19 protein-coding genes are annotated in these 21,832 nt (G+C 52.9%); 9 read left to right on the plus strand and 10 right to left on the minus strand.

Translation table 11 applies throughout. The annotated features are described in order from the left end of the window. Nucleotides 1–11: 11 nt before the first annotated feature. The 3 genes from HV243_RS07135 to mgrA all read right to left on the minus strand — a co-directional run bounded on the left by HV243_RS07135 (nucleotide 12) and on the right by mgrA (nucleotide 3,430). Nucleotides 12–1,571: a PTS transporter subunit EIIC gene (locus tag HV243_RS07135; RefSeq protein WP_019077337.1), complete on the minus strand. Its 1,560-nt coding sequence runs from the start codon at nucleotides 1,569–1,571 to the stop codon at nucleotides 12–14. A gap of 402 nt (nucleotides 1,572–1,973) precedes the next feature. Then, a complete protein-coding gene (gene ypeC, locus HV243_RS07140; protein WP_047416356.1) occupies nucleotides 1,974–2,303 on the minus strand; it encodes a DUF2502 domain-containing protein YpeC in 330 nt (109 codons plus the stop codon). A 128-nt stretch (nucleotides 2,304–2,431) separates the two neighbouring features. Beyond that, nucleotides 2,432–3,430 carry an L-glyceraldehyde 3-phosphate reductase gene (mgrA, locus tag HV243_RS07145; protein WP_016153905.1) on the minus strand — a complete coding sequence of 333 codons (999 nt, stop codon included), beginning with the start codon at nucleotides 3,428–3,430 and terminating at the stop codon, nucleotides 2,432–2,434. A gap of 182 nt (nucleotides 3,431–3,612) precedes the next feature. On the opposite strand from mgrA, the gene HV243_RS07150 reads away from it, so the two are divergent. Next, on the plus strand, nucleotides 3,613–5,265 hold the full coding sequence (locus HV243_RS07150) for a thiamine pyrophosphate-binding protein (RefSeq protein ID WP_053389667.1): 1,653 nt from the start codon (nucleotides 3,613–3,615) through the stop codon (nucleotides 5,263–5,265). On the opposite strand, the gene HV243_RS07155 is transcribed toward HV243_RS07150, so the two are convergent. Further along, the gene (locus tag HV243_RS07155) at nucleotides 5,266–6,501 is read right to left on the minus strand and encodes an ion channel protein (RefSeq protein ID WP_053389666.1); all 1,236 of its coding nucleotides are present in this window, start codon (nucleotides 6,499–6,501) and stop codon (nucleotides 5,266–5,268) included. A 204-nt stretch (nucleotides 6,502–6,705) separates the two neighbouring features. Between HV243_RS07155 and glk the strand changes: the two genes are divergently transcribed. From glk to ptsP, 6 genes are all read left to right on the plus strand, one after another. After that, nucleotides 6,706–7,671 (plus strand): glucokinase, encoded by a 966-nt coding sequence (glk, locus tag HV243_RS07160; RefSeq protein ID WP_016153902.1) that lies wholly within the window; start codon nucleotides 6,706–6,708, stop codon nucleotides 7,669–7,671. A 221-nt stretch (nucleotides 7,672–7,892) separates the two neighbouring features. Continuing rightward, the gene (locus HV243_RS07165) at nucleotides 7,893–8,219 is read left to right on the plus strand and encodes a fructose PTS transporter subunit IIB (RefSeq protein ID WP_003028254.1); all 327 of its coding nucleotides are present in this window, start codon (nucleotides 7,893–7,895) and stop codon (nucleotides 8,217–8,219) included. A gap of 20 nt (nucleotides 8,220–8,239) precedes the next feature. Further along, nucleotides 8,240–9,487: a PTS fructose transporter subunit IIC gene (locus tag HV243_RS07170; RefSeq protein WP_047416349.1), complete on the plus strand. Its 1,248-nt coding sequence runs from the start codon at nucleotides 8,240–8,242 to the stop codon at nucleotides 9,485–9,487. A gap of 17 nt (nucleotides 9,488–9,504) precedes the next feature. Continuing rightward, nucleotides 9,505–10,590, plus strand: coding sequence for an aminopeptidase (ypdF, locus tag HV243_RS07175; RefSeq protein ID WP_053389665.1), 1,086 nt, complete (start codon nucleotides 9,505–9,507; stop codon nucleotides 10,588–10,590). Then, nucleotides 10,590–11,630: an aminopeptidase gene (gene ypdE, locus HV243_RS07180; RefSeq protein ID WP_016153899.1), complete on the plus strand. Its 1,041-nt coding sequence runs from the start codon at nucleotides 10,590–10,592 to the stop codon at nucleotides 11,628–11,630. The genes ypdF and ypdE overlap by 1 nt, the downstream gene beginning before the upstream one ends. A gap of 23 nt (nucleotides 11,631–11,653) precedes the next feature. Continuing rightward, a complete protein-coding gene (gene ptsP / locus HV243_RS07185; RefSeq protein WP_053389664.1) occupies nucleotides 11,654–14,149 on the plus strand; it encodes a phosphoenolpyruvate--protein phosphotransferase in 2,496 nt (831 codons plus the stop codon). A 77-nt stretch (nucleotides 14,150–14,226) separates the two neighbouring features. Here ptsP and HV243_RS07190 read toward each other — a convergent pair whose 3' ends face one another. The 4 genes from HV243_RS07190 to HV243_RS07205 all read right to left on the minus strand — a co-directional run bounded on the left by HV243_RS07190 (nucleotide 14,227) and on the right by HV243_RS07205 (nucleotide 17,840). Next, the gene (locus HV243_RS07190; RefSeq protein ID WP_032931709.1) at nucleotides 14,227–14,415 is read right to left on the minus strand and encodes a hypothetical protein; all 189 of its coding nucleotides are present in this window, start codon (nucleotides 14,413–14,415) and stop codon (nucleotides 14,227–14,229) included. Between the two features lie 99 nt (nucleotides 14,416–14,514). Beyond that, complete coding sequence (locus HV243_RS07195; protein ID WP_053389663.1) at nucleotides 14,515–15,378, minus strand: AraC family transcriptional regulator; 864 nt, start codon at nucleotides 15,376–15,378, stop codon at nucleotides 14,515–14,517. Between the two features lie 15 nt (nucleotides 15,379–15,393). Next, nucleotides 15,394–16,128: a two-component system response regulator YpdB gene (gene ypdB, locus HV243_RS07200; protein ID WP_016153896.1), complete on the minus strand. Its 735-nt coding sequence runs from the start codon at nucleotides 16,126–16,128 to the stop codon at nucleotides 15,394–15,396. 14 nt (nucleotides 16,129–16,142) lie between these two features. After that, nucleotides 16,143–17,840: a sensor histidine kinase gene (locus HV243_RS07205; protein WP_029139619.1), complete on the minus strand. Its 1,698-nt coding sequence runs from the start codon at nucleotides 17,838–17,840 to the stop codon at nucleotides 16,143–16,145. A 387-nt stretch (nucleotides 17,841–18,227) separates the two neighbouring features. On the opposite strand from HV243_RS07205, the gene alaC reads away from it, so the two are divergent. Beyond that, the gene (gene alaC, locus HV243_RS07210; protein ID WP_016153894.1) at nucleotides 18,228–19,466 is read left to right on the plus strand and encodes an alanine transaminase; all 1,239 of its coding nucleotides are present in this window, start codon (nucleotides 18,228–18,230) and stop codon (nucleotides 19,464–19,466) included. Between the two features lie 65 nt (nucleotides 19,467–19,531). Here alaC and ypdK read toward each other — a convergent pair whose 3' ends face one another. Beyond that, nucleotides 19,532–19,603 (minus strand): membrane protein YpdK, encoded by a 72-nt coding sequence (gene ypdK, locus HV243_RS07215; RefSeq protein WP_010723117.1) that lies wholly within the window; start codon nucleotides 19,601–19,603, stop codon nucleotides 19,532–19,534. Nucleotides 19,604–19,946: 343 nt separating this feature from the next. Here ypdK and HV243_RS07220 point away from each other — a divergent pair, with 343 nt between their 5' ends. Further along, nucleotides 19,947–20,561 carry a lysozyme inhibitor LprI family protein gene (locus HV243_RS07220; RefSeq protein ID WP_053389662.1) on the plus strand — a complete coding sequence of 205 codons (615 nt, stop codon included), beginning with the start codon at nucleotides 19,947–19,949 and terminating at the stop codon, nucleotides 20,559–20,561. Nucleotides 20,562–20,602: 41 nt separating this feature from the next. On the opposite strand, the gene lpxP is transcribed toward HV243_RS07220, so the two are convergent. Continuing rightward, nucleotides 20,603–21,523: a kdo(2)-lipid IV(A) palmitoleoyltransferase gene (gene lpxP, locus HV243_RS07225; protein WP_047358777.1), complete on the minus strand. Its 921-nt coding sequence runs from the start codon at nucleotides 21,521–21,523 to the stop codon at nucleotides 20,603–20,605. Between the last annotated feature and the right edge of the window lie 309 nt (nucleotides 21,524–21,832).

The following is a 21,832-nucleotide window of genomic DNA, read 5'->3' on the forward strand; positions in this document are numbered from 1 at the left end:
TCTCCTTGAATTTATTTCGCACCGACGAGGCGGTCGTCTACCGCGTTACGGACAAATTCTACGTGTGGGCCGAATACCACATGAACATGGTTGCTGGAGGGGATAAAGGTTCCCAGCGAGCCAGATTCTTTAAGAATGGCCATGTCCATTTTTTTCTGATCTTTCAAATCAATACGTAACCGTGAAACGCAGTTTTCAACGCGCTTGATATTGTCTGTCCCGCCCAGCCCCTGAATCACCAGTTCGGCGACTTTGTCGTACTCTTTATTGTTCAGTAAGGTGCTGTCAGCGATTTCACTCTCGCGGCCTGGGGTCTTAATATCAAATTTACCGATCGCGAAGCGGAAGACGAAATAGAAGACAACAAAGTTAATCACGCCGAGGATAATTAAATTAATCCATTGGGTGTGTTCATACATCAAACCGAAAATACCAAAATCAAAAATAGTGCCGCGAATATAGCCGATGGAGACTTCCAGTAATTGCAGTGGAATGGTCAATAAGCCACAGAGTACCGCATAGACAATAAAGAGTTTTGGTGCGATAAACAGGAAGGAGAACTCCAGCGGTTCGGTAATATTCCCCAGCATGGCGGTCAGCACCACGGTCAGGATCATCCCTTTGGCAAATTTCTTATTCTTGAAATAGGCCATGTGGTACATCGCCAGACCAATCGCCGGAACGCGGAAAAGCGTCGTGAGCATTTGTGATGAGGCAAGATAGCTGGTGAGCGTCGGCATATACTCTTTCCAGGCCGGATGGGTGGGACCAAGCTCAAACAGGATTTTATTGATAGCGGGCAAAATACCAACATAGGTCTGCCCGTCAATCAGGTACGTACCACCTGCCGCGGTGAAACGCACGGTGGAACTGAGGACGTGATGCAGGCCAAACGGGATTAGCAGGCGATTGAGCGTCATATAAATACCTGCACCAATGTTGGGCGCCATCATTATGGTTGATATGGCGCGCATACCTGCGGTAAACAGATCCCAGATAAAAGGAATGATCAAGCCGACGGGAATGGAAAAAGCAATGGCTAAGATCGCGACGGATTTTTTACCGCTGAAAAAGGCGAAAGCGAGAGGTAATTGCAGCCGGTAAAAACGGTCGGTTATTTTAGCTGCCAGCAGCCCGGCAATAATGCCGCCCAGCGCTTCGATTTTCAGCGTCTGAATACCTAATACCATTCCCTGTCCGACCAAAGCCATATCCTCTTTCGCCAGCGTACCCGCCAGCTTAAGATGCACATGCATGGCGATAAGCAGAGTCAGGTAAGCCACGACGGACGCAAATACAGCAATCCCTTTTTCTTTTTTAGACATACCGTAGGCGACACCCATCGCGAACAGTAAAGGAATATTATTAAAAACGACGCTGCTGATTAATCCCAGAGAAGAGAGAATTGCTCTGAAAATTTCATTGCCCAGAAAGGGGAGTTTATCAATCATATAGCTCTGCCCTAACGCAGCGCTAATTCCCATGACCATCCCCACAGGCGCCAGTACGGCGATCGGTAATAATAGCGATCGACCGAATGTCTGAATTTCATTCTTAAAATTAGCATTCATAAGTTAATCCTGACGTGAATTCTCTTGAGGATAAGATACGTTCAGGAGATTTTTGCTCAAGGGCAAATAGTGAAAAATAAAAAGCGCAGGATTTGACCATAAAAAAGCAGCCTGCAGGCTAATGCTGGTCACTTAAGGATTGATTAGCTGCAAAGGTATTTTTTATTAAAGCGAAACGGATTGAACTGAAAGTCAGCGTACCGAAGCGATCCGAAGGAAGACGACATAAGGCGAATGGATCACGAAGTGACGATTTTTCCTGCCGGAAGTCTGGGTGGCAAGGGAGACGGTGAGCCTCCCTTGCCCGTTACGGGAATGAGGGTTTCAGAGAAACAATGATCATACGATGAACGGAACCCTTTGCCATTGTTAAAAATTCTCTGTTACCGCAGGTTCCTTTTCTTAATGATGATGCCCGTGACCGCCGCGCCCACGACCGCGATGGTCGTCACGGTCATTCCAGCCTTCTCGATAGCCGCGTTCATAAGCTTTGCGTTTATCCCAGCCACGATGGTAGCCGTTGTCATGACGCCACCAGCGATTTTTGCGCCACTCATAGTTATGGTGCCAGTAATCCCGGTCGCGCCAGCGGCCGCCATCCCAGTAGTTACCGTAATTATCGCGATCGCCAATTTGCAATTTTATTGATGGCAGCAGGGTGATTTCGCCAGCGTTCGCGGCCAGCGGTGTAAAAGCCATTAAGACTGCCGCCAGAATCAGTGACCTGAACATGTTTTCTCTCCTTCACGATCGAGCCGTAGCCGGCCTGTTAACGTAATATTACGGGGCAGTAAAGCCCCGTTTCATCGCCACAACTCTTAAATCGCAAGTGAGAGCACTTTTTGTTAATAAATGTGTCTTTATTTCAACCGACTCAGAATGGCATCAATCTCCGCGCACTCTTCAGGCGTAAAGTGACGGTTTGCCAGCATGCCGACGGCATCTTCAATTTGCGCCGGTTTACTGGCACCAATCAGCACAGACGTAACTTTGTCTTCCCGGAGAACCCACGCGAGCGCCATCTGAGAAAGCTTTTGTCCCCGTCGCTCTGCCAGTGCGTTCAGCGCTCGAACTTTTTCCAGTTTTTGTGGGGTGATCTGGTCCGGATTCAGAAAACGGCTGGTGCTTGCGGCGCGAGAATCCGCCGGAATACCGTTCAGATAGCGGTCGGTTAACTGCCCGCCAGCCAGCGGTGAGAAGGCGATACTACCGACGCCTTTTTCCTGTAAAAGTGACAGCAGGCTCTCTTCGACCCAACGCTCAAACATAGAATATTTGGGCTGATGAATAAGGCATGGCGTACCTAAATCGTCGAGTATTTCAATCGCTTGTCTGGCAAGTTCAGCCGGATAGTTAGAGAGGCCTACGTACAGCGCTTTGCCCTGACGGACGATATGATCCAGTGCACGCATGGTTTCTCTGAGCGGTGTTTCAGGGTCGGGGCGATGGTGGTAGAAGATATCGACATACTCCAGCCCCAGACGCTTCAGGCTTTGATCGAGGCTGGCAATCAGGTATTTGCGTGAACCCCAGTCCCCGTAAGGGCCTTCCCACATGGTATAACCCGCTTTGGTGGATATGATCAGCTCATCTCGCCACGGTAAAAAATCTTCCTGCAGGATGCGACCAAAATTTCGCTCCGCTGAACCCGGCGGTGGACCATAGTTATTCGCCAGATCAAAATGGGTGATCCCCAGATCGAATGCACGCTGTAACAGCGCCCGACTGTTCTCGACCTGCGTGGTATCACCAAAATTGTGCCACAACCCCAGTGATACAATCGGGAGCTTGAGGCCGCTCTGACCGCAGCGGCGGTACTCCATTGTCTGATAACGATTTTCAGCAGCCTGATAAGCCATATAGCCTCCTGTCAGATAAAGTGTGACTTTGAGTGTATACGTTTACACAAGGCCAGCTGCAATTAAATTTAGGGATGAAAACTGTACATCTTGCTTTCCACCCCCTTCACAGCGACTTTCCTGGACAGTCATCACAGTTCTTCGATACTCAACATGAGGTTACCGTCAGAAGGAAAGCTGTCATGCAAACCCCGTATTCCGTTGCTGATTATCTGCTGGACAGGCTGGCAGGCTGTGGTGTTGGCCATCTCTTTGGTGTGCCTGGCGATTATAATTTGCAGTTTCTTGATCACGTGATTGAACATCCCAGCGTACGTTGGGTCGGGTGTGCGAACGAGTTGAATGCGGCTTATGCTGCGGATGGCTATGCCCGGGTATCCGGGGTGGGGGCGCTGCTCACCACGTTTGGCGTAGGTGAGTTAAGCGCGATTAACGGTATCGCGGGAAGCTATGCGGAATATGTTCCTGTTTTGCATATTGTTGGCGCGCCCTGTCGTGGTGCCCAACGTCGCGGGGAGTTGATGCATCACACCCTTGGGGACGGTGATTTTCAGCATTTTTATCGTATACAGCAGGCGGTGACGACGGCCAGCGCAGTGCTGGATGAACAAAACGCCTGTTATGAAATTGACCGCGTGCTGCGAACAATGCTCATCGAACGCAGACCGGGCTATCTGATGTTACCTACTGATGTGGCAAAACAGCGCACCACGCCGCCGAATGACATCCTGATTGTTCCTCTGAGCGAGCCAGAAAGCAGCGTGGCAGAAGCGTTTCGCTACCATGCCCGCGAGCGGTTACTGGACAGCCCGCGCGTAGCGCTTCTGGCAGACGTTCTCGCGCAACGCTTTGGCCTGCAGCCGGTATTGCAACGCTGGATGGCGGAAACGCCGATGGCCCACGCCACGTTGTTGATGGGCAAAGGGCTATTCGATGAGCGTCATCCGGCGTTTGTCGGCACCTACAGCGCTGGAGCCAGCAGCGACTATGTACGTCAGGCGATAGAAGATGCCGACACGATAGTGTGTGTTGGCACACAATTTGTTGACACTTTGACCGCCGGGTTTACGCAACAGCTACCACAGGAGCGCACGATTGAGGTGCAGCCACATGCCTCACGGATTGGAAACCGTTGGTTTAACGTCCCGATGGAGCAGGCGGTAACCACCTTGCGGGAACTGTGTCTGGAGATGTCCTTTTCACTGCCGCCAGAACGCCCGCCAGTTAGACGTATTCAGGTTGAGAAGGGACCTCTGACGCAGGAAAATTTCTGGCATACGGTGCAGCAGTATCTGGCGCCCAATGACATTATCCTCGTCGACCAGGGGACCGCTGCATTTGGTGCGGCTGCGCTCACGCTACCCGGTGGAGCGGAGGTGCTGGTTCAGCCACTGTGGGGGTCTATCGGCTACGCGCTCCCGGCTGCATTTGGCGCGCAAACCGCCTGCCCGGACCGCCGGGTGATCCTGATTATTGGCGATGGTGCGGCGCAGCTCACCATTCAGGAACTGGGCTCTATGCTCAGAGACGGGCAATCTCCCGTTATTTTGCTGCTAAATAATGACGGCTATACCGTGGAGCGGGCCATACATGGCGCAAATCAGCGCTATAACGATATCGCCGCCTGGAACTGGACGCAGGTGCCGCAGGCGTTTCGTCGTGAATGTCAGGCGGAGTGCTGGCGTGTGGAGCAGGCGGTACAACTGGAAGAAGTGCTGGCCCGTTTGTCCCATCCGCAACGATTGTCGTTAATTGAGGTGGTGCTACCGAAAGCCGATCTTCCTGAGCTATTGCGCACGGTGACCCGTGCGCTGGAAACGCGTAACGGAGGCTAACTACTTATCGGTACGCTCGGCGATCATCATCGGTTTGCCCGCCAGCAGCAGCCAGGCGGGCAGCATGACGATGCACAGCAGCGGCAGCAGGGTGGAATCTGGCACCACCACTGCTGCCATAAACAGGCTCAGCCAGGCGTCACGGGTGACGACCAGCACCAGTCCAAGAATCGCGCAGGAGACGGTAATGGCCGCTGGCACCGCTTCAACGTGGGCGTGCAGCATCAGGCCAAGCGCGACCCCAACGAATACTGCCGGGAAAATTCGCCCGCCGCGAAAACCACTCGCAGCTGCAACCACTAATGCCGCCAATTTGATCACGGCGAGCATGAAATAATCCGATGCTCCCAGCGTCTGGCTAAATGCCATTTGCTGCATTTCGTCCAGTCCTTTAAACAAGGTAAGCGGTCCGCCGATAACGCCTAAAATGCCGAGGATTAAGCCGCCAGCCCCAAGAATCAGGACCGGGTGTTTCAATCGATGCATTAAATGGTGTAAACGCGGCAGACACCAGACAGCCACCATCCCGGCGGCAATGGCGATGGCGGCAACGACCGCACCGCTGAGGATATCGATCACGTGCATCTGCGTGTAGTGCGCGATGGGCAGTGAAAAATGGGGGTGAAAAAACAGACTGGTGGTCAGCGAGCCCGCGGCGGCGGCCATTAACGGTGCAAACAGGCGATCCCACAAAGGAACATTGTCCGAGCTATTCAGCGTTTGTGAAAAGACCAGCGCGGCGGCAACGGGGGTGCCAAATAGCGCGCCGATGGTGCCGGCAGAGGCGAGGATGGTCCAGTCCAGCTTAGCAATGCGGGGAAACATACGGCTGCCGAGCGCCACAGCCAGTGCGATATTCACGGTCATGATCGGGTGTTCCGGACCCAAACTGACGCCACCCGCCAGGCCGAGGATGAGCGCTGCCAGCAAGCCCGGAATTGCTGAGGTGGGGACCGGCATTCCAATTAACGGCTCACAGGCAGGATCCGGTCCCGCGTGACCCTGGCTGTAGCGAATAACTAACCCGACCATAATCCCCGTGAGCGTCAGCATGCCGATAATCCACAGCGGAGAGTCCTGGGCAATACCGATGCTAACGGGCAGGCGTTCCCACAAAAATTGCTGTAAAACGGACGCCACTTTCATCACAACGATCAACACCAGGCTGGAGGCAATACCAATAATTAGCGCAGGAGTTGATAGCAAGAGCATCGTTCTGGCTCGTGGATGAAGCATATTCTATTCCTTAAAACAGAGTCATAGACATAGTTTGCACAGCCTGCGCAACCGCATCGCTGCAAATGGTGCTGAAACGATAAAGTAATTATGTGATCTGGATCGATTTTCCACGGGCATCAGCCTTCAGGGCGTTGTTGTTATGCCCCCATGAATTTACAGTGTGGCAAAGATTTATTCTGACTTTAGCGGAGCAGTGGAAGAATGACAAAATATGCTTTAGTAGGTGATGTTGGCGGCACCAACGCGCGTCTTGCTCTGTGCGACATTGCCAGCGGCGAGATTTCGCAGGCAAAAACCTATTCCGGGCTGGATTACCCAAGCCTCGAGGCGGTAGTACGCGTATACCTGGATGAGCATAGCGTCAGCGTCGAGGATGGTTGTATTGCCATTGCCTGTCCGATAACCGGTGACTGGGTGGCAATGACCAACCATACCTGGGCATTCTCTATTGCTGAGATGAAAAAAAATCTGGGCTTCAGCCATCTGGAAATCATCAATGATTTCACCGCCGTGTCGATGGCGATCCCGATGCTGAAGAAAGAGCATTTGATCCAGTTTGGCGGTGCGGAACCTGTTGAAGGTAAACCGATTGCTGTCTATGGCGCAGGTACCGGACTCGGCGTGGCGCATTTGGTGCATGTAGATAAACGCTGGGTGAGCTTGCCTGGTGAAGGCGGTCACGTGGATTTTGCGCCTAACAGCGAAGAAGAAGGGATTATCCTTGAGGTCCTGCGTGCGGAAATTGGTCACGTTTCCGCAGAGCGCGTACTGTCAGGTCCGGGGCTGGTTAATCTGTATCGCGCCATCGTCAAATCAGACGGGCGCCTGCCGGAAAATCTGCAGCCGAAGGATATCACCGGGCGTGCGCTGGCTGATTCCTGTATCGACTGTCGTCGCGCGCTGTCGCTGTTCTGCGTCATCATGGGGCGTTTTGGCGGCGATCTGGCGTTAACGCTGGGCACGTTTGGCGGTGTGTACATCGCTGGCGGCATCGTACCGCGCTTCCTCGACTTCTTTAAAGCTTCGGGTTTCCGTGGTGGTTTTGAGGATAAGGGGCGTTTTAAAGCCTACGTACAGGATATTCCGGTATATCTGATCGTGCATGATAACCCGGGCCTGCTTGGTTCCGGTGCGCATCTGCGCCAGACGCTGGGCCATATTTTGTAAGACCAATGCCGGACGGTGCACAGCGCTTATCCGGCTTACATATATCCCGCAAAACCGCGTTTATTACGCGGTTTTTTTATGCCTGCCGCCCGCCTTTCCGACCTTCGTCACATTTCCGAATGGCGGGATTATTTGTCCAGTAAAAGCATTATTTGTCTGATAACGGTCGTTACTTTCCCCGGACCATAATTTCACTCGTTAACTATTACGAGGAAATGATTATGAGCAAAAAACTGATTGCCGTTTGCGCGTGCCCAATGGGGCTGGCCCATACCTTTATGGCGGCTCAGGCGCTGGAAGAAGCCGCGGTTGAAGCGGGTTATGAAGTGAAAATTGAAACCCAGGGTGCGGACGGAATTCAAAATCGCCTGACGGCGCAGGATATCGCTGAGGCAACGTTGATCATCCATTCTGTTGCCGTTACTCCGGAAGATAACGAGCGTTTTGAGTCGCGTGATGTCTACGAAATTACGTTACAGGACGCGATAAAAAATGCAGCTGGCATCATCAAAGAGATCGAAGAGATGGTTGCCGCTGAACAACAATAATCATCGACAGGGAATTACGTATGGCCATTAAGAAACGCAGTGCAACCGTTGTGCCTGGCGCATCTGGTGCGGCAGCGGCAATAAAAAATCCACCGGCCTCCCGCAATAGCTTCTGGGGCGAACTTCCGCAGCATGTGATGTCGGGTATTTCGCGCATGGTACCGACGTTAATTATGGGCGGGGTAATTCTCGCCTTCTCGCAACTGATCGCCTATAGCTGGCTCGATATACCTGCTGACACCGGCATCATGGATGCACTGAACAGCGGAAAATTCAGCGGTTTTAATCTCTCATTACTGAAGTTTGCCTGGCTGTCGCAATCTTTTGGCGGCGTGCTGTTTGGTTTTGCTATTCCGATGTTTGCCGCGTTTGTCGCCAACTCTATCGGCGGTAAGCTGGCGTTTCCGGCGGGGTTCATTGGTGGACTGATGTCCACTCAGCCCACGCAGATACTGAATTTTGACCCAGCGACGCTGCAATGGGCAACCAGTGCTCCCGTCCCGTCAACCTTTATTGGCGCGCTGATTATCTCGATTGTCGCCGGGTATCTGGTGAAGTGGATGAACCAAAAAATCCAGTTGCCTGATTTCCTGCTGGCATTCAAAACCACCTTTTTACTGCCCATTCTTTCCGCGATCTTCGTCATGTTGGCGATGTATTACGTGATAACGCCGTTTGGCGGGTGGATCAACGGCGGAATTCGTTCTCTGCTGACGGCGGCTGGAGAGAAAGGCACGCTGATGTACGCGATGGGGATTTCTGCGGCAACGGCGATTGACCTCGGCGGTCCGATTAATAAAGCCGCAGGATTTGTCGCCTTCAGCTTTACTACCGATCACGTTCTGCCGGTAACCGCACGCTCTATTGCCATCGTGATTCCTCCAATTGGCCTCGGGTTGGCTACGCTTCTCGATCGGCGCTTAACCGGCAAACGCCTGTTCAGCGCACAGCTCTACCCGCAAGGGAAAACGGCAATGTTCCTCGCATTTATGGGCATCAGCGAAGGGGCAATCCCGTTTGCGCTGGAAAGCCCCATCACGGCAATTCCATCCTATATGGTTGGCGCTATTGTCGGATCGACGGCTGCCGTCTGGCTGGGGGCGGTGCAGTGGTTCCCGGAATCGGCTATCTGGGCATGGCCGCTGGTCACTAACCTCGGCGTCTATATGGCGGGGATCCTGTTAGGTGCGGTGATTACGGCGCTGATGGTGGTGTTCCTGCGCAACATGATGTACCGCAAAGGCAAATTGCTGATTGAAAGCCTCTGATTAGAAGGATTGTGACCATGAGCTTACTTGCCTCGCTGCGTGACTGGCTAACGGCGCAACATCTCGATGCGATGCTGCTGTCATCGCGGCAGAATAAACAGCCGCATATGGGGATCTCCAGCGGTTCAGGGTTTGTGTTTATCAGCCATCAAAGCGCGCATATCCTGGTCGACGCCCGTTACTACACCGATGTTGCCACGCGTACTCAGGGCTATCAGATCCATCTACTTGATGGCGCGCAGACGCTGTATTCACGGGTGAATCACATTATTGCTGACGAAAAGCTGCAGACGGTGGGATTTGAAGGCGAGCAGGTAAGCTGGAATACGGTGAATGGATGGTCGGGCAAACTGCGTGCCCGACTAGTGAGTGCCGTGCCGGATGTGCTCCGGCAGGTAAAAACGGCGCAGGAGATAGCCTGCATTCGCGAAGCCTGCCGGATAGCTGACCTTAGTGCTGAACATATTCGCCGCTTTATTCAACCTGGCCTCAGTGAGCGCGAAATCGCCGCTGAACTGGAGTGGTACATGCGCACGCTCGGTGCAGACAAACCCTCTTTTGACACCATTGTCGCCAGCGGCTGGCGCGGCGCGCTGCCGCACGGTAAAGCCAGCGACAAGCGTGTCGAGGCGGGTGAGTTCATCACGCTGGATTTTGGCGCGCAGTATCAGGGCTATTGTTCGGATATGACGAGAACCTTTCGCATCCCAGACGCAAACCAGCCAGCGCAAGAAAGCCCGCTGTTTTCCGTGTATCAGATTGTTCTGGCGGCGCAGCGTGCGGCGGTGGCAGCAATTCGACCAGGTCGGCGTTGCCATGAGGTTGACGCCGCAGCCAGGCAGGTCATTACGCAGGCGGGCTATGGTGATGAGTTTGGTCACAATACCGGACACGCTATCGGCATTGAGGTGCATGAAAATCCCCGTTTTTCCCCCACCGACGCGACGCCTCTGGCGGTTGGCATGCTGCTCACCGTTGAGCCGGGTATTTATCTGCCGGGGCAGGGAGGCGTGCGTATTGAGGATGTGGTGCTGGTTACGCCAGACGGCGGCGAGGTGCTCTACACCATGGCGAAGACATTGTTACACACGGGAGAAGCGTAATGGACTTATCGCTACTGAAGGCGCTGAGTGAGGCGGACGCGATCGCCTCTTCAGAACAGGAAGTGCGGCAGATCCTGCTTGAAGAGGCGGATCGTCTGCATAAAGAGGTGCGCTTTGACGGCCTGGGATCGGTGCTGATCCGTCTGAATGAATCAACCGGTCCGAAGGTAATGATCTGCGCGCATATGGATGAAGTGGGATTTATCGTGCGCAGTATTTCCAGCGAAGGAGCGATCGATGTATTGCCGGTGGGAAATGTGCGTATGGCGGCCAGGCAATTGCAGCCGGTGCGGATCACTACCCGTGAAGAGAGCAAAATTCCCGGTCTGCTCGACGGAGTGCGCAGCGGTAATGACGTCAGTGCGCTGCAGGTGGACATTGGCGCGCGGTCTTATGACGAGGTACTTCAGGCCGGCGTACGCCCTGGCGATCGCGTCACCTTTGACACGACGTTTCAGGTTTTGCCGCACCAGCGAGTCATGGGCAAAGCCTTTGATGATCGACTTGGATGTTATTTGCTGGTGGCGCTGCTGCGCGAATGGCATAACGCCATTCTCCCATGCGAGGTCTGGCTGGTGGCCAGTTCCAGTGAAGAAGTGGGACTGCGCGGAGGACAAACGGCAGCACGCGCGGTCGCCCCGGATGTGGCGATCGTGCTGGATACCGCCTGCTGGGCCAAAAACTTTGATCATGGTGCGGCCAACCATCGACAGATTGGTAATGGCCCGATGCTGGTGTTAAGCGATAAATCGCTGATTGCCTCGCCAAAGCTGACGGCGTGGGTTGAAAGCGTGGCCACCGATGCGGGCATTACCCTGCAGCTTGACATGTTCAGTAACGGCGGCACTGACGGCGGGGCGGTGCACGTAAGCGGCACGGGGATCCCCACGGTTGTCATGGGGCCAGCTACGCGGCATGGACACTGCGCGGCGTCGATTGCCGACTGCCGTGACATCATCCAGACGCAGCAGTTGTTGTCGGCTCTTCTTTCACATCTTACGTGCGAAACCGTGGTTCATCTGACGGATTTCAGGTGCTGATTTCGCGCTAATCAGGAGTTGTTATGCTAACGATTCAATTTCTTTGCCCGCTACCCAATGGCCTGCATGCGCGTCCGGCGTGGGAGCTGAAAGAGCAGTGCAGCCAGTGGCAAAGTGAGGTGATATTTCTTAACCATCGCCAGAACGCCAGGGCTGATGCGAAAAGCTCGCTGGCGCTGATTGGCACCGGGACGCTGTTTAATGACAGTTGTAGCTTAACCATCACCGGTCGCGATGAAGAACAGGCCCGACGAGCGCTAGAGGAGTACCTCCTGCACCGGTTTATTGACAGCGACAGCGTTCAGCCGACGCCGGCGGAACTGGCGGCGCATCCGTTGCCGCGTTCGCTGATTCGCCTCAACCCAGACCTTCTTTATGGCACCGTGCTTGCAGGGGGCGTAGGGGCGGGTTCGCTCACGCTTTGGCAGAGCGATAATCTGGAAAGCTATCGCGCGATTGCGCCGAGTGCGGAAGACAATACCCGGCTGGAGCATAGTCTGGCGACGCTTGCCGAACAGCTCAATCAGCAACTGCGCGAACGTGAGGGTGAGAGTAAAACCATCCTCAGCGCCCATCTGTCTCTGATTCAGGACGACGAGTTTGCCGGGAATATTCGTCGCTTAATGCTGGAGCAGCATCTGGGGTTAGGGGCGGCGATTATCGCCAATATGGAGCAGGTGTGCGACAAGCTGTCGGCCTCCGGTAGCGATTACCTGCGCGAGCGCGTTAGCGATATCCGTGATATCAGCGAACAACTGCTGCATATTACCTGGCCTGAAAGACGTCCGCGCAATGCGCTGGTGCTGAATAAGCCGACGATTCTGGTCGCTGAGGATTTGACGCCCAGCCAGTTTTTAAGCCTCAATTTGCAGCATCTGTCAGGCATGATCCTGGAGAAAACAGGGCGTACATCGCATACCCTGATCCTCGCTCGCGCGTCGGCTATACCGGTGCTTAGCGGCTTGCCGCTGGAGGCCATTAGCCGCTATGCAGGGCAGCATGCGGTACTGGATGCCCGCTGTGGGGTACTGGCCATCAATCCAGACGATGCGGTTCGCGGTTATTACGCGATTGCGCAGAAGCTGGCCGATGAATGCCAGCGGCGGCAGGCGCTTGATGCCGCCCAGCCCGCGCTGACCAAAGATAATCAGCGTATTGACGTTGCAGCGAATATCGGTACCGCGCTGGAAGCGCCGGGGGCGTTTGCCAATGGCGCGGAAGGGATTGGGCTGTTTCGTACTGAAATGCTGTTTATGGACCGCGACAGCGCTCCCGACGAGCAGGAACAGTTTGAAGCCTACCAGCAGGTCTTATTGGCCGCGGGCGACAAGCCGGTTATCTTTCGCACCATGGATATTGGGGGGGATAAAAATATCCGTTACCTCAATATTCCGCAGGAAGAGAATCCGTTCCTGGGCTACCGCGCGGTGCGAATTTATCCAGAGTTTGCCGGACTGTTTCGCACGCAGCTGCGCGCCATCTTACGTGCGGCAACCTTCGGCAATGCGCAGCTGATGATCCCAATGGTGCACAGCCTTGACCAGATTTTGTGGGTAAAAAGCGAACTGCAAAAAGCGCTGGTGGCACTGAAAGCCGACGGTTTACGCCATGCTCCGACAATTTCATTGGGGATTATGGTTGAAGTGCCGTCGGTGTGTTACATCATCGACCATTTCTGCGATGAGGTGGATTTCTTCAGTATTGGTTCAAACGACATGACCCAGTACCTGTACGCCGTCGATCGTAATAACCCGCGCGTTTCGCCGTTGTACAACCCGATTACGCCGTCGTTCCTGCGAATGTTGCAGCAGATTGTCCGTGTGGCGCACGAACGCGGTAAATGGGTGGGCATTTGCGGTGAACTGGGGGGCGAAGGACGCTATTTACCGCTGCTACTGGGCTTAGGACTCGACGAGCTGAGCATGAGCAGTCCACGTATTCCGGCGGTGAAAAGTCAGCTTCGTCAACTGGAGGGCCAGGCATGCCGTGAACTCGCCATACGGGCCTGTGAGTGCCGTAGCGCTCAGGAGATAGAAGATCTGCTCAACCAGTTTGCACCGCAGAAAGACGTGCGTCCGCTGCTGGCGCGGGAGAACATCTTTGTTGGTGAATCTCTGAGTAACAAAGAGCAGGTGATTCAGTTTCTGTGCGGCAATCTGGGCGTTAATGGGCGAACTGAACATCCGTTTGAGCTGGAGGAAGATATCTGGCAGCGCGAAGAGATAGTCACCACTGCTGTCGGTTTTGGTGTGGCTATTCCGCACACTAAGTCCCAGTGGATCCGCCATTCCAGCATCAGTATTGCCCGGCTTGCTCATCCCGTTGACTGGCAGTCAGAGATGGGCGAAGTGGAACTGGTTATCATGCTGACGCTGGGGGCTGATGAAGGCATTAACCACGTGAAGGTCTTCTCGCAGCTGGCGCGTAAGCTGGTGAACAAGCCGTTCCGCCAGTCATTGTTTGCTGCTGAAAATGCCGACAGTATTCTCGCGTTGCTGGAGGCGGAACTGACGTTTTAAGCTTCACTGAAAGAGCGCTCTCCAGCCTGCGACGATCTGGTTGCAGGCTGGATGAACGCGACCGGAAAGCGACATCATCAATGCGGCGCGTTTGGCACCGGCAGTTTCCCGGCTCTTAAGAGCGTCATTTCTTGCTTGCAGAGCAGAACCACCGCCTGGCGAGCTTTAACACGGCGGGAGGTAAGGGCTCTTTTCACGGTCTGACGATCCGCACCTGATTCCAGCATCTGAAAACACATCAGGGAGAGCGCACGTCTGTTTTTCATCGCATATTCACTTTATTGAGTAAGCCTGCAGGGGGAGCTACATGCCGTTATTTTACAACGATGCAAACGGATATTACTAACCTGTTGGTGTTGTCTCACTTAACGTGCTGACTGAAAACGTACGCTGTACTCTCCCGGCGTCAGGCCAAACTGACGCCGGAACAGGCGGCAGAAATAATTACTGTCCTGATACCCGCACCGCTGTGCGACTTCGCTAATCGACAGATGGTATTTCTGTAAGATGATGCGCGCCTTCGCCATTCTGACCCACCGCAGGTACTCGATGAACCCCATGGTGCCGTGCTGGGCAAACACTTTTGACAGGTGGTTGGGCGTGATATTAAAAAACTGCGCTACGCTTTCCCGGGTCAGCGGTTGGGCATAGTTATCCTGCACCCAGTTACACATACTGTGATAGAGAAATTCAGCGCGCGGACGCTCTGTGTCAGGGCGGGTATTCACCACGCTACGACACAGATGCAGCAGGCTAAGCACCAGCGGCTGAATAATATCCTGGGCCTGAGGAGAGCGGCTTAAATGGGTTAATGCGGTGAGCATCGCCTCGCCTTCGCCGCGCTGCGGATGTGGTAACTCAATACGGCGGATCGGACGTAACAGAGATGCCGTTCGATTATCGTAAAAAGAGAGCCCCAGCCAGGCCGGAGAAAACACCAGACTCAATAGCATCACGGGTTTATCGCTGCCGGGCAAATTCGCCGCTTTCGCCGGGATAAACAGCATGTCGCCTTCAGGCAGACTATGCTGCTGTTTTTCCAGTTGATTACTGTATTCGCCACGCAGCACGATATCGAGGCGCGGAAGGTCAATACACAAACTGCCGGACGGTAACGTGCTGGGCTGGGTCGCGAACCACACGCGGCCAAGACGCTGCGGGTTCAATACCAGGCCGCTGAACAGATCGGCGAAAAACTGTTGGTCTGCGGGGAGGCCTGGCTCTTTCATCGCTCTTTCTCTGCGCTATAAGTGCATTAACTGCCTGAACTCTTTCACTTTACTCCGACTCACCGGGATTTCAAATTCCAGATCTTTTAAGCGCAAAATGTAGGTGTTGTTAAACCAGGGTTCGATCTCGCGGATTTTATTCAGATTCACACAGAACGAGCGGTGGCAGCGGAAGAAATGCGAAGCAGGCAATTTGCTGCAAAATTCAGTGATGTTCATCGGCATCACGTACGATTCGCGCCGGGTGTAGACAAACGTCATCTTTTCATGGGCTTCTGCGTAGTAGATGTCGTTGATCGGGGTCACGATGATCCGCTCATCTTTGATCAGATTGATCGTATCGTTTTCGCGGGTCACCGGACTGGCAGGCGAGGTTCCCGTTTGCTGTTGCTGCCAGGCTGCTTCCAGCTTTTGCAGCATGCCGACGATGCGTGATTCCTGATACGGCTTCAGGATGTAGTCAAAGGCCTCCAGTTCAAAGGCTTCAACAGCGTGCTCTTTCCACGCGGTAATAAAGACAATAAAGGGCTTGTGCGCGAACTGGCTGATGTTTTGCGCCAACAGGACGCCATCCAGCGAGGGAATATTGATATCCAGAAAAATGGCGTCAACGCGGTTGTGCTGGAGGTATTTCAGCACGTCCAGACCGTCGTCAAATGTGCCGACAATCTCCATCTGGCTGTGCTCTTTTATCAGCCAGCTAAGTTCCTGTTGGGCCAGGAACTCATCTTCAACAATGATGACTTTCACGACTTCACTCCTGGTTAAAGCAACAATGTGGCCGGTGCGGCTGCGGGCGAGTGCTGATTAGGCACATAAAAGGCAATCTCAGTGCCTGGCTCCAGACGGCGGATATGGAGGCCCTCGCCGTAGAGCAGCTTAACGCGATGATGCACATTCAACAGACCAATTTTATTGCCCGGCATTTCATTGGATTCGACCCGTTCAATCACTTTTGGATCGATACCGTGGCCCGTATCCCGCACGGCAATCCGTACCCGATTACCGCACTCCGCAACGCTGATGGTGACCACCCCTTTTCCTTTGCAGGGCTGAATCCCATGGACGATAGCGTTCTCTACCAGCGGCTGAATCAGCAGGCTGGGAATATAACAGCTTACCTCTTCATCGATATCATAAATAACCGTCAGCTTGTCGCCAAAACGGGCCTGTTCGATGGCGATGTAATCCTTGATTTGATACAGCTCTTTTTTGATGTCGATCTGCTCATCGTCTTTTAATTCAATATTATAGCGAAGATAGCGCGATAAATTAAAAATCAGCTGGCGCGCTGTGTCTGGATTCAGTCGCACCGACGATGAAATTGCGTTCAGGGCGTTAAACAGGAAATGGGGATTTATTTTACTTTGTAGCGCACGCAGCTCTGCCTTATTTGCCATTTCGCGTAGCTGCTCCGCCCGGGAGACTTCCAGCTGAGTCGAGATAATTTGCGACAGGCCGATGGCCATTTCTTGTAGTGAGGAGGTTATCTGATGGGCGTGACAGTAGTAGATTTTTAGCGTACCGGTGACAACACCTTTCTCCCAAAGCGGAATCACCAGCATGGAGTGTATTTCCGGCGTACGGTGCGCTTCATCATTGTTTTTAATGATGATTTTTCCGTAATTGATCGCCTGTTGCGTAGTCGGACTGACGAAATCATCATTATCGCGGTAGTTAAGTTCACCCACGCCAACGTAGGCCAGCACGTGCTGGGTGTTGGTAATAGCGACGGCATCAGCATGGATATCATGGCGAATAATTTCGCACACCTGGCGAAGCGATTCGCTATTGACCTGGCGAAAAAGCGGCAGAGTTTTGTTGGCGATATCCAGAGCCAGCTTAGCCTGCTTCGCGGCGCTGGCTTCTTTCTCGCCTTCCACGCTTTGCACCAGCATGACGATAAAACCAATGCAGACACTACCAAGAATCATTGGGATGCCGATCTTCGAGACGATATCCAGCCCCAGTTCGGTGGTGGGCGCCCAGGCGACGACGAGGATCATGGTCAGAGATTCGCACAGCATTCCGCCTAAAATACCCGCACGCCAGTGCTGCGCTTTGGGGATCCTACGGTTGATCCAGCCGGCAATGCAGCCTGCCAGAATGCTGGTGATAAAGCAGGGCAGGGCGGTTACGCCGCCGATGTCGATCAGGTAGCGGTGGGTGCCCGCGATCAGGCCTGTAATGATACCGACCCAGGGACCGAACAGAATTCCCCCTGACATGACGGCGATAATACGTACGTTAACCAGTGAGCCTTCAACCGGTACGCCGGACCAGGTACTGAACAGGGCAAACATTGAGAAAATCGCGGTAACGGCGAGCAGCTCTTTCGGGGAGTGGGCTGACTTGTGCAACAGTTCGCGAAACAGGCGGATACGAATCAGGAAAAACAGACAGAACAGCATCAGTGCTGCCCGGTCGAATACCGCCAGCAGCATATTGAATATTTCGTGCACGGGTGACTCTTGCGCAAGGGTTAAACCTCTATGATAGGTAACCTGAGGCTGGATGACCAGCACACCCGCAGCCTGTAGCTAATGGGGAAAAACCTTAATATTAAAAGGGGATTGTTGCATGATTGTTGTATTTACAATGCCTGTCCTGTCAACGGAGCGCGCAAAGTAATATGTTTAAAAATAAAATGTTAAATAGTGGTAATTTTAAGCGGGGTGTGAAAAATTTTATTTCCTCATTTTTTCTGGCTATTCCTCTTTTATCTCAATAAAAAATATTTTGTTTTGCCTCTCGACAGAAGGAAATTATTCAGGCTATTTTCTAAACGTGCCACCATCGTGGCAGCGTCGCTCGGACGGTCCGGGCGCTAACGTTAATCTGAGGATATTATGGCTGACTCCCGCCCTGAACGTCGCTTTACGCGTATTGATCGTCTTCCCCCTTACGTTTTTAACATTACTGCTGAACTGAAGATGGCTGCGCGTCGGCGCGGCGAAGATATTATCGATTTCAGCATGGGGAACCCGGATGGGGCCACGCCTCCTCACATTGTCGAAAAACTCTGTACCGTGGCGCAGCGCCCGGATACGCACGGTTACTCCACCTCGCGCGGCATTCCGCGTCTGCGTCGGGCGATTTCCCGTTGGTACCAGGAACGCTATGACGTTGAGATCGATCCGGAATCCGAAGCGATTGTGACGATTGGCTCGAAAGAAGGATTGGCGCACCTGATGCTGGCCACGCTGGATCACGGCGATACGGTCCTCGTACCGAACCCGAGCTATCCGATCCATATTTATGGCGCGGTGATTGCCGGCGCGCAGGTACGTTCAGTGCCGCTGGTCGAAGGCGTTGATTTCTTTAATGAGCTGGAGCGCGCGATTCGCGAAAGCTACCCGAAACCGAAGATGATGATCTTAGGTTTTCCCTCCAACCCGACTGCGCAGTGCGTCGAGCTGGAGTTCTTCGAAAAAGTTGTGGCCCTGGCTAAACGCTATGACGTGCTGGTGGTTCATGACCTGGCCTATGCCGATATCGTCTACGATGGCTGGAAAGCGCCGTCGATTATGGAGGTACCGGGCGCTCGTGATGTCGCGGTGGAGTTTTTCACCCTATCGAAAAGCTACAACATGGCGGGCTGGCGTATCGGTTTTATGGTAGGTAACAAAACGCTAGTGAACGCGCTGGCTCGAATTAAGAGCTATCACGATTACGGAACCTTTACTCCGTTGCAGGTTGCAGCAATCGCCGCGCTGGAAGGCGATCAGCAGTGCGTGCGGGATATTGCTGAGCAATATAAACGTCGTCGAGATGTGCTGGTTAAGGGGCTGCATGAAGCCGGGTGGATGGTCGAGATGCCCAAGGCCTCGATGTACGTTTGGGCGAAAATCCCAGAGCAATACGCCGCGATGGGCTCACTTGAATTTGCCAAGAAACTGCTGAACGAGGCGAAGGTATGCGTTTCGCCGGGGATTGGTTTTGGTGATTATGGCGATACGCACGTGCGCTTTGCGTTAATTGAAAACCGCGACCGTACCCGCCAGGCGATCCGTGGCATCAAAGCAATGTTCCGCGCCGATGGCTTACTGCCTGCCAGTGCAAAATCGGCCACTGAAAGTACCGACTAACAACACGTTTCCCCAAAAGCAAACAGGAGCCATCAGGCTCCTGTTTTTTTGCTGCGTCTTTTAATTTAGATCATCAGGGCGAAAGTACCGGCCCAAACGATGACCATAAAAGAAATGCCCATAAAGAAATATTTCACTTTTCATCTCTCCGCGTACCTGAGGTACGTCTAAATGAACATATGCTAACCTGACAGAGAGCTGATGCACGCGTAAACGAAATGGAGAATTCCCTTCGTTTGCTTGTCTGCATCACCTCAGAATTCTGAGCTTTTATGCTCCAGACGGCGCTAATGTACGCCTAAAAATGAGGTGAAACAAGAGGCATTTTTTTATTTAATTTTAATAACTTACAAGTGTCGTGATTCGGCGACAGTTTAATTTCTGTCGGTAATAAATTGCTATTGAGCGACGAAATGTTTACTCGGAGAATTCTCACATCTCCATGATGTTAATGCGGTTAATTTTTCGCGGAATGAGATTATGAAAAGGTTAAAAATGACCAGATTAATGATGTTAGCACTCGTTCTTACGCCAGTGACGTCGATGGCGGCCTCGCCGATGGCATTCAATTTCAGCTGCGCAAGTATTGGTGGTGTGAATAGTGATGGTAAAGGCAATATCTGGATTGATGGCACTAAGGCGACGGTAAAGGCCTTCAATGAAAATTACTGGGAAGCAAAAAGCGGTAACAATACCGTGTCTATCTCCCGTAAAGATGACGGGAATCCGGACGTTTCCTGGACCGGGCCTAATCGTAAGCACGGGATTTGCCTGCCTGAAGACAATATCGACTTTTCAGGGGCAAAGAAATCGACCAGCAACGGGCCTTCTTTTTCCTGTTCTGCGGTAGCAAAGGGCAGTATCGAAGAGGTTATCTGTCAAAGTCCTGCGCTCTCAGCCATGGATTTGGCATTGAACGGGGCCTACAAGCAGGCGCTGGTAAAATCGAGTAATAACCCGACGCTCAAAGCAGAGCAACGCGGCTGGGTGAAAGGGCGTAACGAATGCTGGAAAGATCAGGATAAGCCAGCGTGTATAGCCCGTAACTACAATGAGCGAATGGCTGAATTACAGAACAAGTGGGGCGTGAAGTAATTCAGGCGCAGAAAAAAAGAAAGGCCTTTCGGCCTTTCTTTTTAGATGTACAACGAGGCTTCACCCATCGGGCGAGTTTTGAAGCGACGGTGGATCCAGAGATACTGCTCGGGTGCGCGCATGATCTCTTTTTCGATAATTTTGTTCATATACGCCGCTGCCTGGCTTTCATCTGTTGGATAACCTTCCATTTCTGGCGTGATGTACAGGCGGTAACCAGAGTTATCTGCTTTTCTCACCATGGTTACGGTCAGCATCGCTGCGCCCGATAAGCGTGACAGCACGTAAGTACCGTTGGTGGTCGCGACGTTTTTGACTGCAAAGAAGGGGGCGAATGAACTCCCTTTACGACCGTAGTCCTGATCGGGGGCAAACCATACCGCTTCCCCTTTTTTCAGGGCGCCGACAATACCGCGCAGATTATTTCTGCCGATCATGGCCTTGTTGGAGCGCATACGACCGCGGGTTTGGATCCACTCCATCAACTTATTGTTGTGCGGGCGATAGGTTGCCATCATCGGTTGGCAAAGTCCCATTACGCGACCACCCAACTCGAGTGACATAAAGTGTACGCCTACCACCATCACGCCACGGTTTTGCATCTGTGCGCGTTGCAGGTTGTCCAGCCCTTCTACATCAAACCATTTGCGTACCCGGCGATCCGGCCAGAACCAGGCCATACCCGTTTCAAGCAGGGCCATGCCGAGTGAACGGAAGTTCTCATCGACCAGTTTGTCTCTTTCTTCTTGCGACAGATTTGGGAAACAGAGTTCGAGATTTTTATGAGCAATAGATTCACGGCGCTTTAAAAATGGACGAGCCAGCGTTCCTGTACGGGTACCAAGAAAACACAATACCGGATAGGGAAGCTGTACCAGTAACCAGAGCACACCGACGCCAAACCATGTGAGCCAGTAGCGCGGATGCAAAAACGCGCGTGAAAATTTACATTGGGGGAACATAAGCACCTGTTGTTGATACGAAATAGGTGTATCGCGAAGATTCTTTAGTCTGCCGCTTTACAGTCTGTACTGATCGTTAGGCCGCCATGAACGACATTGGTTCCTGTAAAGAGTGTAAAACTGAGTCAGGACAAAACCAGGAAGGGGCATGAATGATCGGACGCTCAATGTACACCCGAATATTAATGTCAGCCAGAAATAATTACTCAAGATGCGTAAATGTTTTTACGGCGATTAAGGTCAAAAATGAGTCGATATATAATGCGTTGTTTTTATGACGATTAAATAAACGGCAGTCGAATAAATTAT

Origin of the sequence: Citrobacter sp. RHBSTW-00599, assembly GCF_013784065.1 — a bacterium.
GTDB lineage: Bacteria > Pseudomonadota > Gammaproteobacteria > Enterobacterales > Enterobacteriaceae > Citrobacter > Citrobacter braakii.

What these genes read in the sequence shown, in the direction of transcription:
- ypeC (WP_047416356.1), bottom strand. Translation starts at nt 2,303, where the DNA reads ATGTTCAGGTCACTGATTCTGGCGGCAGTCTTAATGGCTTTTACACCG.
- HV243_RS07190 (WP_032931709.1), bottom strand. Translation starts at nt 14,415, where the DNA reads ATGAAAAACAGACGTGCGCTCTCCCTGATGTGTTTTCAGATGCTGGAA.
- alaC (WP_016153894.1), top strand. Translation starts at nt 18,228, where the DNA reads ATGGCTGACTCCCGCCCTGAACGTCGCTTTACGCGTATTGATCGTCTT.
- lpxP (WP_047358777.1), bottom strand. Translation starts at nt 21,523, where the DNA reads ATGTTCCCCCAATGTAAATTTTCACGCGCGTTTTTGCATCCGCGCTAC.
- ypdF (WP_053389665.1), top strand. Translation starts at nt 9,505, where the DNA reads ATGAGCTTACTTGCCTCGCTGCGTGACTGGCTAACGGCGCAACATCTC.
- ypdE (WP_016153899.1), top strand. Translation starts at nt 10,590, where the DNA reads ATGGACTTATCGCTACTGAAGGCGCTGAGTGAGGCGGACGCGATCGCC.
- glk (WP_016153902.1), top strand. Translation starts at nt 6,706, where the DNA reads ATGACAAAATATGCTTTAGTAGGTGATGTTGGCGGCACCAACGCGCGT.
- HV243_RS07155 (WP_053389666.1), bottom strand. Translation starts at nt 6,501, where the DNA reads ATGCTTCATCCACGAGCCAGAACGATGCTCTTGCTATCAACTCCTGCG.
- mgrA (WP_016153905.1), bottom strand. Translation starts at nt 3,430, where the DNA reads ATGGCTTATCAGGCTGCTGAAAATCGTTATCAGACAATGGAGTACCGC.
- HV243_RS07165 (WP_003028254.1), top strand. Translation starts at nt 7,893, where the DNA reads ATGAGCAAAAAACTGATTGCCGTTTGCGCGTGCCCAATGGGGCTGGCC.
- ptsP (WP_053389664.1), top strand. Translation starts at nt 11,654, where the DNA reads ATGCTAACGATTCAATTTCTTTGCCCGCTACCCAATGGCCTGCATGCG.
- HV243_RS07170 (WP_047416349.1), top strand. Translation starts at nt 8,240, where the DNA reads ATGGCCATTAAGAAACGCAGTGCAACCGTTGTGCCTGGCGCATCTGGT.
- HV243_RS07150 (WP_053389667.1), top strand. Translation starts at nt 3,613, where the DNA reads ATGCAAACCCCGTATTCCGTTGCTGATTATCTGCTGGACAGGCTGGCA.
- HV243_RS07135 (WP_019077337.1), bottom strand. Translation starts at nt 1,571, where the DNA reads ATGAATGCTAATTTTAAGAATGAAATTCAGACATTCGGTCGATCGCTA.
- HV243_RS07220 (WP_053389662.1), top strand. Translation starts at nt 19,947, where the DNA reads ATGAAAAGGTTAAAAATGACCAGATTAATGATGTTAGCACTCGTTCTT.
- HV243_RS07195 (WP_053389663.1), bottom strand. Translation starts at nt 15,378, where the DNA reads ATGAAAGAGCCAGGCCTCCCCGCAGACCAACAGTTTTTCGCCGATCTG.